This window comes from Streptomyces sp. BBFR51 (assembly GCF_044591655.1).
Lineage (GTDB): Bacteria > Actinomycetota > Actinomycetes > Streptomycetales > Streptomycetaceae > Streptomyces.
Map to the genome: position 1 here is coordinate 3,985,008 of NZ_CP172448.1, position 11,918 is coordinate 3,996,925.

Here is an 11,918-nt window from a genome sequence, read left to right on the forward strand (position 1 = left end):
GAGCAGATCACGGAGAAGTGTCACCAGGGCGCTCAAATGAGCGCCACGAGGACAGTAGAGGGCGAAATGCTCACGCTTTCGGGGTGGGCACGTCCCGATGGTCAGAGGAGCATCCGGGTCTGCAGGGCCACGGTTTGCTGGAAGGGCACCTCCCCTGCCCCGCCCGCGCGGCTCTGCACCACCACCGCCAGAACGTCGCCGGCGCCGAGGTACGCCTCACGGACCTGTTCGCCGCCATAGGGATCGGGCTCGGTGAAGACGGCGGAGAGCACGTCGTCGGACTCGGCAGCCTCCGGGAAGTTCTCGTCGGGTTCCACCGTGTCCGCGCCTCTCACGGCGTAGATCGGGCTGTCGTACGGCGCCAGCTGCATCGTGTGCAGGTCGTCCACGACGGCCGCCGTACCGAACTGGAGCAGGTAGATCCGCGTGTGCGTCCCGTCGTCGGTGGTCCAGCCACGGGCGGCGATGTGACGCAGCCCCGCATCGACGATCTTCAGCCGCAGTGCGTCACGGTCGGACTCCTCCTCGTACTCCGCGAGGAAGGTCTCCGTCGCCAGCCAACCGTCCGTCCCGCGCAGAGCGGGGTCCGCTGTCGCCCCGTCGGGCGCCGGCAGGAGCAGGGCACGCAGATCGGCGTAGTGGGCACCGGCCGCGTTTCCCTCGGCGAACGGCCCCGGGCTGCCGGACGGCAGCGGCGCCGCGGTGAGCGTCGGGTACTTCCAGCGCCCGTCCGACACGGTCGCGAGCCCTGGCACGTCCGTCCGGTCCATCCGCGTGATGCCGTACGCCGTGGCCGATCCGACCGCCGCGAAGACGGCGACGGCAGCGGTCCAGCGCAGCACGGCGCGCAGGACCCGGCGGTCCTTGCCCGACGGAGCCGGGGCGCCGGGCGGCGGGGCGTCCGGCGGGGACGGCGGGGCAAGCGCCGGCGTGACGGGCTCCGACGGGGCGATCTGCTCGGTCACACGGACTTCCCGGGTTCGACGATGCGGTCCAACTGGTCCTTCAACAGCGCGGCAACGCCGTCGGCGTCGAACGGCTGCACTCCTTCGGCGGTGGCGACGACCGCGATGTCCGCCGTGGAGGCGGAGCAGAACATCGCATCGAGACCTTCGTCGTCGCCGGAACCGGAAGGCGCGCGAAAGCACGCGGCGTCCTCGTAGCCCTCGATCTCGGGGCCGTCACGGAAGACGTCAAGGGCCTCCAGGAACGCGTTCCGGCCCCTCGTCACGGAACGGGCGGCGGCCTGGTCCTCCATGCGGGCCAGAACGAGGGTCATGGTGGCGGCGCCCGCCACACGGTCGGCGTTCTCCCCCATGGTGAAGGCGTAGCTGCGCATCGCCATCTCCTTGACGGGCCGGCGGTCGATCTCCTTCTCCAGCTGCTTGCGCTCGGTTCGAGGCAGTCCGGCCAGCGACTCCTTGAACAGGGCGGCCGTTCGGTTTCCGTTCAGCACGGCGTCCGATCCGAACTCACCCAGGTCGGGGCCGCGCCGCCAGTTGTCGGGCCGGTACGGCACGAGGGTCCAGGCCAGACTGCCCGGCTCGGCCGTGACCGCTGGCTGGTCCTCGGTGGGCTGGGGACGCGCCCAGGAGGGGACGCCCGGGTCGCGGTCGGCGTCGGCGACGGCCACGGCGGTGCACGCGACGGCTCCGACGACGGCGCCGGTCAGCAGGAGTGCTCCGGTGACGGCGGCGATCCGACGGCGGCCTCGGCGTCCGGGGGCGGGAGGGGGCGGTTCGGTGGTGGCGGGGGACGGGGCGTCGTTCCGGTTCTCGTTCACAGCCGCTCCATCTGCTGCTCGGCCAGGCCCAAGATCATCTTCTTGTCGATCCGCTTGGCTCCGCTCACCCAGATCTCCATGGCGATGCCGCCCCGCCGGGCGTGCGCTTCCGCCCGGTAGGGGAACGCCGCCCCGTCGAGGCCGGGGACAGGCTCGTCGTTGACGAACACACGGCCGTCCCCCGTGCCCGGGATGCTCCAGTCGCCGACGCGGCCGCCGTCGCCGGCCACGAAGTACCCGCTCGCCACGTCGGCAGCGAAGTACTGGCTCTCCACGTTGGCCTCGGTGGCGCCGAGAACCTCTTCCTGCCGGTACTGGATCAGCCGGATCTCCACGGAGTACGTGTCGTCGACCTCCCAGCCGGTGATGGCGGCCCGGCGGAACTCACTGCGGAGCAGGTTCTCGAACCCACGCTGCGGTTCCCCGAAGGTCCCGGCGTAGCTCTCCAGGTCCATCCAGCCGTCGGAGTCCTTCAGCCAGTCGGTCTCCTCGGCCCCGCGCGGCTTCTTCAGCAGCAGGTCGCGCAGGTCGCCCCCGGTGCGCACCTGGCGGTCCTGGCCGGCGGGCAGCGGCTTCGGCGCCTCACCCCCGCTGCGCGCGAGCGCGGTCTGCGACAGGGGCGGCAGCTTCGTCGGCTCCCGGCCCGCCTGCACGAGAACCCCGCCGCAGGCCCCGGCGACCAGGCCCAACACGGCGGCGGCACCGATGAGCAGGGCCGTACGCCCGCGCCGCCGAGGCGGTGCGGCCCCCTCGGCGGGCGCGGACGCGTCACTGATCGGGGCGGATTCGTCCGGCGCCACGGGCCCTTCCGACGGCTCGCGGTCCTCATCGGCCGCGGACTTCTCCGGCGGCGTGCGGTCTTCCGGTGTCGCCGGTGCGGCGGGTCTCGCCGGTTCCTCTTCCAAGACGCCCCCCACAGAAACGTGTACAGCGCATTCGATCAATGCGTGCGCACAGGAGACCCGCAGCCCGGCTCCGGGGTTGCGGCGACGTTGATCACGATTCGGTCATGGCAGCGGTGTTCGCAGGCGCTCGTCCACTGAGCCCCCTGATGCCCGGCGCTACTGAGGGGCCCGCGTCCACAGGCAGAAGGGGTGGCCGGAGGGGTCGAGCAGGACGCGTACGTCGTCCTGGGGCTGGTACTCGGCGAGGCGGGCGCCCTCGGTCACGGCCCGTGCGGTCTCCGCCGCGAGGTCGTCGACCTCGATGTCGAGGTGCAGCATCATCTGCTGGTCGCCCAGGTCCCGGCCCGGCCAGACGGGCGGTACGTACGCGGGTTCCGTCTCGAAGGCCAGGGAGGTGCCCTCGGTGCCGGGTGGCGGGCCGGTGAGGACCCACCCGGGTTCCTCGGCGCGCACCACGTAGCCCAGCAGCCGCAGGTAGAAACCGGCGAGTTCGTGGGCGTCGTGGGCGTCCAGCACGACGGTGGACAGCTTCGTCGGAGACATGCCCGTCATCATTCCCGAGCCCGGGGGCCCGGCACAGGGGCCTAGTGCGGACGCTTCTTTCCGTCCAGTTCGTCCCACCACTCGTCGGACTCGGCGTCGCCCGACGGGTCGTCCCACCAGCGGTCCTCCGGGCCGCGCCGGTTGGCCATCATCGCGGCCACCGGTGGGATGAGCATGGCGACCACGCACATGCCCACGGCCGCGGGGACGGACCAGATGCGCACGACTCCCCAGGCCAGGACGAAGAGCACGATGCAGGTCCCCATCATGGCGAAGTAGACGTGCCGCCGCCGCGCGTACATACCTCCAGGGTAGGCCTGACATGGCTAAGGGGCCGCACCCCGGATGTCCCACCCGGGTGGTGCGGCCCCTCGGCCGTCGTGCGCCGTCGTGCGCCGTTGTGGCGCCTTCGCGGTGCGTCAGACGGCGATCGCGACCTCCGCCAGGCCGCCCTGCTGAGCCACGACCGTGCGGTCGGCGGTGCCGCCCGGGATCAGCGCGCGTACGGTCCAGGTGCCCTCGGCCGCGTAGAAGCGGAACTGGCCCGTCGCGGAGGTCGGGACCTCCGCCGTGAACTCGCCGGTGGCGTCCAGCAGACGGACGTAGCCCGTCACCGGCTCGCCGTCGCGGGTCACCTGACCCTGGATGGTGGTCTCACCGGGCTTGATCGTCGAGGCGTCGGGGCCGCCGGCCTTCGCTCCGCACATGTCGTACTCCTGAGGGGTTGGGAAAGGTCGGTCGGGACGGTTACTTCGCGGCGCCGAGCTCGATCGGCACGCCGACGAGGGAGCCGTACTCGGTCCAGGAGCCGTCGTAGTTCTTGACGTTCTCCACACCCAGCAGCTCGTGCAGGACGAACCAGGTCAGGGCCGAGCGCTCACCGATGCGGCAGTAGGCGATGGTGTCCTTCGCCAGGTCGACCTGCTCGTCCTCGTAGAGCGCCTTGAGCTCGTCGTCGGACTTGAAGGTGCCGTCGTCGTTGGCGTTCTTCGACCACGGGATGTTGCGGGCGGACGGGACGTGGCCCGGACGCTGCGACTGCTCCTGGGGGAGGTGGGCCGGGGCGAGCAGCTTGCCGGAGAACTCGTCGGGCGAGCGGACGTCGACCAGGTTCTCGGCGCCGATGGCGGAGACCACGTCGTCGCGGAAGGCGCGGATCGCGGTGTTCTGCGGCTTGGCCTTGTAGTCGGTGGTGGCGCGCTGGGGCACCTCGTCGCCGGCGACCAGCTCGCGGGCGTCCAGCTCCCACTTCTTGCGGCCGCCGTCGAGGAGCTTGACGTTGTCGTGGCCGTACAGCTTGAAGTACCAGTAGGCGTAGGACGCGAACCAGTTGTTGTTGCCGCCGTAGAGGACCACCAGCGTGTCGTTGGCGATGCCCTTCGCGGAGAGCAGCTTCTCGAAGCCCTCCTGGTCGACGAAGTCGCGGCGGACCGGGTCCTGGAGGTCCTGGGTCCAGTCGATCCGGATCGCGTTCTTGATGTGGTTCTTCTCGTAGGCGGACGTGTCCTCGTCCACCTCGACGATCGCGATGCTGGGGTCGTCCAGGTGGTCCTGCACCCAGTCGGCGTCGACCAGGACGTCGCTGCGGCTCATGTTTTCTCCTCCGGGGCAGTTGCGGCGGGGCGTGCGGTGAGAGGGGCGCGCGCTCGGGCCGTGCGGCGGCGCGCGGATGCCCTGGGCAGGGCGGGTGAGGGGGACGGACGGCGGCGTCGCCGTACGCTCAGAAGGTGCGACAGAGCATGGCGGCAACGCGGCACAGGTCCACTGCCCGCCGCTTCGTGAGGTCCGCCTGGCGCTTCATAAGTCCCGATCGTAGGGATTGAGGGCGGGCCATGTCACCGATGTGTCGCATCGTGAGACGGGATCGTCCGGGATGTGGGATCGGGGCAGCCTCCGGGCCGTCACGAAGGGCCGTCGGGGCCGGGTGCTCGGCTCCCCATCTGCGGTACGGACGGCGGTGTCTCGCCTGTCGGACGCCGGACTCCGCGGCCCCCGGTCGGACGCCGGCCGCCGCCCCTGCGGCGCGGACCGACCCTCGTCCTACCCGGCCAGCTTGACGTTCGAACCCTTCACCGTGATCTCGACGCCGTCCTTCGCCGCCTCGACCTTGTCCAGCTTGATACCGCCCGGCAGCTCGTCGATGGTCTGCTGGAAATCGGTGATGGCCCGGATCCGGGACTCGGCGAGCTGCTTGCCGCCGATCTCCGGCAGGCCGTCGGCGGAGACCTCGACGTCGTTGTTCTTGACGGTGACGGAGCTGAGCACCTCGACCGGCTCGGGCACCTCGACGCCCAGGACCGTGGCCTGGAGCGACACCTTGATCTTTCCGTTGCCGCCGTCGGAGAGGCCGATGACCTTGGCGGTGACGCCGGGAGAGATCTCCGTGGGTTCGGACTTGGCGGCCTTCATCAGCTCGTCGTAGCCGACGGTCGCGGTGCCGGTGGCGGTGGCCGCGGTGGCGGAGCTGTAGTCGCCGGAGAACTCGACGCCCTTCATGTTCGCGTGCAGTTGGTCGATGCGGATCTTCTCGCCCGAGTTGGCGGTGGAGGCCTCGTAGTCGTCGATGCCGACCTCCACGTCGTCCAGCTCACCGCCGGCGACCTGGGTGAGGAAGGGGAAGCCGTTGATGGAGACGTCCGGCGTCGAGGCCAGGTTCTCGGTGCTGCGCAGCTTGTCGGCCACCTCGTCCTCGGCGAAGTGGACGGCGACACGGTCGGCGACCACGAAGAGGCCGCCCAGGATCACGACGACGATCAACAGTATTCGCAGTGCGCGCATGCGGTGTTCCCCAACTTTGGACGGTCGACGACGGCGGAATCCGACGACCGGCGGCCGTCCAGCGCGAGAGTAACGCGGGCCGGAAGCACCACCGGGGTTTTGTCGAACAGCTGTGACAGGGGGCGGCCGGGGGCGCGCAGCGGACGGCAGGGCACCCCCGGCGGGCTCAGGCCAGAGCCCGGCCGAGTACGTAGACCGCCGGGGCGGCCGCCGCGAGGGGCAGGGCCACGCCCGCGGTGAAGTGGACGAACCTGGAGGGGTAGTCGTAGGCCGCCACCCGCAGGCCGATCAGCGCGCACACCGCCGCGCCCGCGCCGAGCAGCGCCCCCGACGTCCCGAAGTCCGTCATCGAGCCGGCCGCGATCCCCGCTCCGGCCGCCGCGAGCAGCGCGACGACCACGGACGCCGCCGTCGGCAACGGCAGCGCACGGGCCACGACGGCCACGGCCACCGCGATCGCGCCCACCGTCACCGCGTCCGCGTCGGCGGCCAGGTACCCGCCGGCGACGACGGCCAGTGCCGCCGCGGCGATGGTCGCCATCAGGCCGTACATCCGCTCGTCGGGGTCGGCGTGCGAGCGCAGTTGCAGGACGAGGGAGAGCAGTACCCACACCCCGAGCGTGCCGAGGATCGCCGCCGGGGAGCGGTCCGACACCAGCAGCGCCGCGTCGGCGGCGAGCGCGCCTGCGAAGCCCAGCGCGATGCCCTGCCGGGCGGGCCACATGCCGTTCAGGCGGAACCAGCCCGCCGCGGTGACCGCCTGGAGGGCGACGAGCGGGACGAGGAGGGCGTACGTGCCGAGCGTCGCCGCGCCTGCCAGCAGCAGCCCGAGCAGCGCGGTGAGACCGGCCGGCTGCATCCCCGGGTCGATGATCGGCGAACGCCCCTCGGCCCGGGCCCGCTGCGCGTCGGTGACCCGCGTGTTCCCGGCGACGGTCGCCGGACCGTAGCCCGGCTCGCCGGGGGCGGCTGGGGTGGCGGGGGCGGATGGAGCAGGCGCGGGGGGCTCGTACGGCTGCGGCTGGGGTGCGTACGCCTGCGGCGGGTACGGCTGCTGCTGCGGTGCGTGCGATGCGTACGGAGCCCCCGCCTGCGCCTGGTGGCCCTGCGGGGCCTGCTGGGCGTGCGGCGGCAGATACGCCGTCTGTTCCGCCGAGACCGGGGGCTGCACCTGCGTCTCCCAGGTCTGGCCCTGCCACTGCTGCGTGTACTGCCCGGCGGCGTTCGGGTCCTCGTACCCCTGATACTGCTGCTGCCCCTGGGGCTCCTGCGGCTCCTGGTGCCCAGAGGGCCACGCCTGGCCGTCATAGGTCCCGTACCCGGCGTGCTCGTCGTATCCCTCGTACGGCTGATTCTGCCCGTACGGCTGATGCGGCTGGTTGGTCATCGCTCACCCTCCTGCGAACGGCGGGAGCACCTCGACCGTGCCGCCGTCAGCCAGCCGTACCGTCTCATGCCCGCGGGTGCCCACGGGGTCGCCGTCGACGAGGAACGAGCAGCGCAGCAGCACGCGCGTGAGTTCGCCGGGGTGCCGCTCGCGCACCGCGCCGAGCGCGTCGGCGAGCGTGGCCGCGTCGTACGGCTCCTCGTCCACCCCCGCCGCGGCCTTCGCGGCGGCCCAGTAGCGCACCGTGACCTTTGCCATCTGGATCCTTCGTCGCCGGTGCCGATCGGCGTCCGTGCCGATCGGCAGTGAACACCTCAGGCTAGCCCGCCCGGGACACGGCCCAGTCGCCGATGCGGTCCAGCAGCGCCTCGTCCGAAGCGTGCTCGGCGTGGCCCATGCCGGGCTCCAGCCAGAGTTCGCCGTGGTCACCGGCCGCCTCGGCCAGCATCCGGGGGTGGTCGAGGGGAAAGTAGCCGTCCCGGTCGCCGTGCACGACGAGCAGCGGCGTCGGCGCGATCCGCCCCGCCGCCTGGACCGGCGACAGCGGCACCGGGTCCCAGTCCCGGTGATGGATACGGGTGCGCAGTCCGTAGCGGCCCACCAGGCGCCCGGCGGGGCGCATGACCAGCCAGTGCAGGCGCCGCATGGGCGCCGTGCCCCGGTAGTACCAGCGGGCCGGTGAGCTGACCGACACCACGGCGTCCGTGCCCGCCGCGCTGTCGTCGGCGTACAGCGCGGCGTGCCGCAGCACCACCGAGCCGCCCATGGAGAAGCCGACGGTCACCACGCGCGCGTGCCCGAAGCCGCGGGCCCAGGTGACCGCCGCCGCCAGGTCGAGCACCTCGCGGTCACCGACGGTGGACCGTCCGCCGGAGGTGCCGTGGCCGCGGAAGGAGAACGTCACCACGGCACCGTGCCGCGCGAACGCCGCCGCGATCCGCCGTACGTGCGGGCGGTCCGCGTCGCCCGTGAACCCGTGGGCGACGACGAACACCAGGTCAGAGGCATCGCGACGGGTCTCTCCCGGCTCGTACACGGCGTCGATCCGGACGCCGTCGGCCGTACGGAGGAAGGTGCGTGCGGGCGTGCGGCGCGGTGCCTTTCGGGGCGTCTCGGGATGCGGACGATGGGTGGAACGCGCCACATGACCCGGCGGTCGGTTGCTCATGTCGGCTATTCTGCTGGGCAGAGGACTCGGGCAACGTAGCCCCCGGGTCCTTTTGTGCTTTCGGGAGCGATGCCGGGCAGTCGCCGGGCATTCACCTCCCGGACGCGCGGCGGGCCCCACGGGCACGGGATCCGCATCTGCACGAACCTGTACGAAGCAGTGCCGTAAACGTCCTCGCAGGGACCCAGGAGGAACCAGACGTTATGGGCGAGCGAACCGGGCACGACCATTGGACGACCCAGGCAGGTGGGACGCGATGAGTTCTCTGCTGCTCCTGACCAACGCCCTCCAGCCGTCGACGGAGGTGCTCCCCGCCCTCGGTCTGCTGCTGCACAACGTACGCGTCGCTCCCGCCGAGGGCCCCGCCCTCGTCGACACCCCCGGCGCCGACGTCATCCTCGTCGACGGCCGCCGTGACCTGCCGCAGGTGCGCAGCCTGTGCCAGCTGCTGCGCTCCACGGGGCTCGGCTGTCCCCTCGTCCTCGTCGTCACCGAGGGCGGCCTCGCGGCCGTCACCGCCGACTGGGGCATCGACGACGTACTGCTGGACACCGCCGGTCCGGCGGAGGTCGAGGCGCGGCTGCGGCTGGCCATGGGCCGCCAGCAGATCGGCGGCGACGACTCCCCGATGGAGATCCGCAACGGCGACCTGTCGGTGGACGAGGCGACGTACTCCGCGAAGCTCAAGGGCCGGGTCCTGGACCTGACCTTCAAGGAGTTCGAGCTGCTGAAGTACCTCGCCCAGCACCCGGGCCGCGTCTTCACCCGCGCCCAGCTGCTCCAGGAGGTGTGGGGCTACGACTACTTCGGCGGCACCCGCACGGTCGACGTGCACGTACGGCGGCTGCGCGCCAAGCTCGGCCCCGAGCACGAGTCGCTGATCGGCACCGTCCGCAACGTCGGCTACCGCTTCGTCACGCCGGAGAAGCCGGAGAAGGCGGAGAAGGCGGAGCGCGCCGTGGAGGAGACGAGGGCGAAGGCGGCCAAAGCCCCGGCGCAGGCGGACACGGCGGCGGACGTGGCGGCGGACACGGCGCACACAAGGTCATCCAAGGTGTGATACGCCCTGCCCGGGGCGGGTCCATCCGCGTAGACTCCGCGCGTGGCCAAGGTGACTCGGGATGATGTGGCGCGGCTGGCGGGGACTTCGACCGCCGTCGTCAGCTATGTCATCAACAACGGACCCCGGCCGGTCGCCCCGGCCACGCGCGAGCGTGTACTCGCCGCGATCAAGGAACTGGGGTACCGGCCGGACCGGGTCGCCCAGGCGATGGCGTCGCGGCGCACGGACCTCATAGGCCTGATCGTGCCGGACGCCCGCCAGCCGTTCTTCGCGGAGATGGCGCACGCGGTCGAGTGGGCCGCCTCCGAGCGCGGGAAAATGGTGCTCGTCGGCAATTCCGACTACGTCGGCGAGCGCGAGGTGCACTATCTGCGCGCCTTCCTCGGCATGCGCGTCTCCGGGCTCATCCTGGTCAGCCACGCGCTCAACGACAACGCCGCCGCCGAGATCGACGCCTGGGACGCCCGGGTCGTGCTGCTGCACGAGCGCCCCGAGGCCATCGACGACGTCGCCGTCGTCACCGACGACCTGGGCGGCGCCCAGCTCGCCGTACGCCACCTGCTGGAGCACGGGTACGAGTACGTCGCCTGCATGGGCGGCACCGCCCAGACCCCGTCCGTCGGCGACCCGGTCTCCGACCACGTCGAGGGCTGGAAGCGCGCGATGAAGGAGGCCGGGCTCCCGACCGAGGGCCGGCTCTTCGAGGCGCCGTACAACCGCTACGACGCCTACAAGGTGGCCCTGGAGATCCTCGCCGGGCCGCGCCGCCCGCCCGCGGTCTTCTGCTCCACCGACGACCAGGCGATCGGCCTGCTGCGCGCGGCCCGCGAGCTGCGCATCGACGTCCCCGGGGAGCTGGCGGTCGCGGGCTTCGACGACATCAAGGAGGCCGCGCTGGCCGACCCGCCGCTGACGACGGTCGCCTCCGACCGGTCGGCGATGGCGCGGTCCGCGGTGGACCTGGTCCTGGACGACGGTCTGCGGGTGGCGGGCTCCCGGCGCGAGCGGCTGAAGGTGTTCCCGTCGCAGTTGGTGCTGCGGCAGTCCTGCGGCTGCGCGTAACCCCCGGCGATCGCCTTTATATCGGGCATACGAGGTTCTGCCGGGCTTCTCAGGCAGCACTCAGGCCGCTCTCATACGGGGGCGGGAGGCTCATGGACATGACCGAGAGCCTCCGCCACAGCGGCGAGTACGAGCACGCGAACCCGTACCAGGGAACCCACCAGCACGCCTCCTCTCCCGTCAACCCCGAGTGGCCGCCCCCGCCGGCGCAGCCGCCCGCGGACCCCACGCAGCCCGTGCAGCCCGAGCAGCCCGAGCAGCCCGAGCCTCCGCACCGCAGGCGCACGGCACGGCGCGGCCCCGCCGCCCTGCTCGTGGCCGTGGCGATCGTCGCGGCGGCCGTCGGCGGCGGCACGGCGTACGGCATCCAGGAGCTGACCGGCAGCGACACCGTCGCCGCCGGCTCCACCAGCACCAACGTGGTGCCCTCCAGCCAGAAGGGCACGGTCTCCGGGGTCGCGACGGCGGTCAGCCCGAGCATCGTCGAGATCAGCGCCACCTCGAACGCCGGCTCCTCCACCGGTTCCGGTGTGATCATCACCGACGACGGCGAGATCATCACCAACAACCACGTCGTGTCCGGCGCCTCGTCCGTCAAGGTGCGCACCAGCGACGGCAAGCAGTACACCGCCCAGGTCGTCGGCACCGACAGCAAGAAGGACCTCGCGCTGATCAAGCTGGAGAACGCCTCCGGCCTCAAGACCGCGACTCTCGGCGACTCCGACGGCCTCGGGGTCGGCGACCAGGTCGTGGCGATCGGCTCCCCGGAGGGCTTGACCGGCACCGTGACCAGCGGCATCGTCTCGGCCCTCGACCGCGACGTGACCGTCTCGACGGACGAGGGACAGCAGCAGCAACAGCAGCAGGGGCAGGGCGGTGGCGGTGGCTGGCCGTTCGAGTTCGGCGGCCAGGAGTTCAACGGCGACACCGGCTCGTCCACGACGACGTACAAGGCGATCCAGACCGACGCCTCGCTCAACCCGGGCAACTCCGGCGGTGCGCTGATCGACATGAACGGCAACATCGTCGGCATCAACTCCGCGATGTACTCCTCGACCGAGTCCTCCGCGAGCGCGGGCAGCGTCGGTCTCGGCTTCGCCATCCCGATCAACACCGTCAAGGCCGACCTGCCCGACCTGCGCGCGGGTGCCAACAGCTGACGGGGCACGAGAACGTGCGACGCTGAAGGCGTTGGCAGCCCGTACCCCCGCACACCCACCCACCGCATC

14 protein-coding genes are annotated in these 11,918 nt (G+C 71.8%); 3 read left to right on the forward strand and 11 right to left on the reverse strand.

What is annotated here, in order from left to right; genetic code table 11:
- Window positions 1–101: 101 nt before the first annotated feature.
- The 11 genes from ACGH7X_RS18085 to ACGH7X_RS18135 all read right to left on the reverse strand — a co-directional run bounded on the left by ACGH7X_RS18085 (window position 102) and on the right by ACGH7X_RS18135 (window position 8,564).
- A complete protein-coding gene (locus tag ACGH7X_RS18085) occupies window positions 102–965 on the reverse strand; it encodes a hypothetical protein (RefSeq protein ID WP_399886382.1) in 864 nt (287 codons plus the stop codon).
- Window positions 962–1,783 carry a hypothetical protein gene (locus ACGH7X_RS18090; protein ID WP_399886383.1) on the reverse strand — a complete coding sequence of 274 codons (822 nt, stop codon included), beginning with the start codon at window positions 1,781–1,783 and terminating at the stop codon, window positions 962–964. The genes ACGH7X_RS18085 and ACGH7X_RS18090 overlap by 4 nt, the downstream gene beginning before the upstream one ends.
- Window positions 1,780–2,583 (reverse strand): hypothetical protein, encoded by an 804-nt coding sequence (locus ACGH7X_RS18095; RefSeq protein ID WP_399886384.1) that lies wholly within the window; start codon window positions 2,581–2,583, stop codon window positions 1,780–1,782. Before ACGH7X_RS18095 ends, ACGH7X_RS18090 begins: the two co-directional genes overlap by 4 nt.
- 261 nt (window positions 2,584–2,844) lie before the next feature.
- Window positions 2,845–3,231 (reverse strand): VOC family protein, encoded by a 387-nt coding sequence (locus ACGH7X_RS18100; protein ID WP_399886385.1) that lies wholly within the window; start codon window positions 3,229–3,231, stop codon window positions 2,845–2,847.
- A 41-nt stretch (window positions 3,232–3,272) separates the two neighbouring features.
- A complete protein-coding gene (locus tag ACGH7X_RS18105; RefSeq protein WP_399886386.1) occupies window positions 3,273–3,533 on the reverse strand; it encodes a DUF3099 domain-containing protein in 261 nt (86 codons plus the stop codon).
- A gap of 117 nt (window positions 3,534–3,650) precedes the next feature.
- Window positions 3,651–3,938, reverse strand: a complete 288-nt coding sequence (locus ACGH7X_RS18110; RefSeq protein WP_003974805.1) for a DUF1416 domain-containing protein — start codon at window positions 3,936–3,938, stop codon at window positions 3,651–3,653.
- Window positions 3,939–3,978: 40 nt separating this feature from the next.
- Complete coding sequence (locus tag ACGH7X_RS18115) at window positions 3,979–4,824, reverse strand: sulfurtransferase (RefSeq protein ID WP_399886387.1); 846 nt, start codon at window positions 4,822–4,824, stop codon at window positions 3,979–3,981.
- 447 nt (window positions 4,825–5,271) lie between these two features.
- Entirely contained in the window at window positions 5,272–6,009 is a 738-nt protein-coding gene (locus ACGH7X_RS18120) for a DUF2993 domain-containing protein (protein WP_399886388.1), read from the reverse strand.
- A gap of 166 nt (window positions 6,010–6,175) precedes the next feature.
- Window positions 6,176–7,396, reverse strand: a complete 1,221-nt coding sequence (locus ACGH7X_RS18125) for a hypothetical protein (protein ID WP_399886389.1) — start codon at window positions 7,394–7,396, stop codon at window positions 6,176–6,178.
- A gap of 3 nt (window positions 7,397–7,399) precedes the next feature.
- On the reverse strand, window positions 7,400–7,654 hold the full coding sequence (locus tag ACGH7X_RS18130) for a MoaD/ThiS family protein (RefSeq protein ID WP_399886390.1): 255 nt from the start codon (window positions 7,652–7,654) through the stop codon (window positions 7,400–7,402).
- 61 nt (window positions 7,655–7,715) lie between these two features.
- Window positions 7,716–8,564 (reverse strand): alpha/beta hydrolase, encoded by an 849-nt coding sequence (locus tag ACGH7X_RS18135; RefSeq protein ID WP_399886391.1) that lies wholly within the window; start codon window positions 8,562–8,564, stop codon window positions 7,716–7,718.
- A 256-nt stretch (window positions 8,565–8,820) separates the two neighbouring features.
- On the opposite strand from ACGH7X_RS18135, the gene ACGH7X_RS18140 reads away from it, so the two are divergent.
- The 3 genes from ACGH7X_RS18140 to ACGH7X_RS18150 all read left to right on the forward strand — a co-directional run bounded on the left by ACGH7X_RS18140 (window position 8,821) and on the right by ACGH7X_RS18150 (window position 11,849).
- Window positions 8,821–9,624, forward strand: coding sequence for a response regulator transcription factor (locus ACGH7X_RS18140; protein ID WP_399886393.1), 804 nt, complete (start codon window positions 8,821–8,823; stop codon window positions 9,622–9,624).
- Between the two features lie 42 nt (window positions 9,625–9,666).
- Window positions 9,667–10,689: a LacI family DNA-binding transcriptional regulator gene (locus ACGH7X_RS18145; protein ID WP_399886394.1), complete on the forward strand. Its 1,023-nt coding sequence runs from the start codon at window positions 9,667–9,669 to the stop codon at window positions 10,687–10,689.
- Window positions 10,690–10,787: 98 nt separating this feature from the next.
- Complete coding sequence (locus ACGH7X_RS18150) at window positions 10,788–11,849, forward strand: S1C family serine protease (RefSeq protein ID WP_399886395.1); 1,062 nt, start codon at window positions 10,788–10,790, stop codon at window positions 11,847–11,849.
- Window positions 11,850–11,918 lie beyond the last annotated feature (69 nt).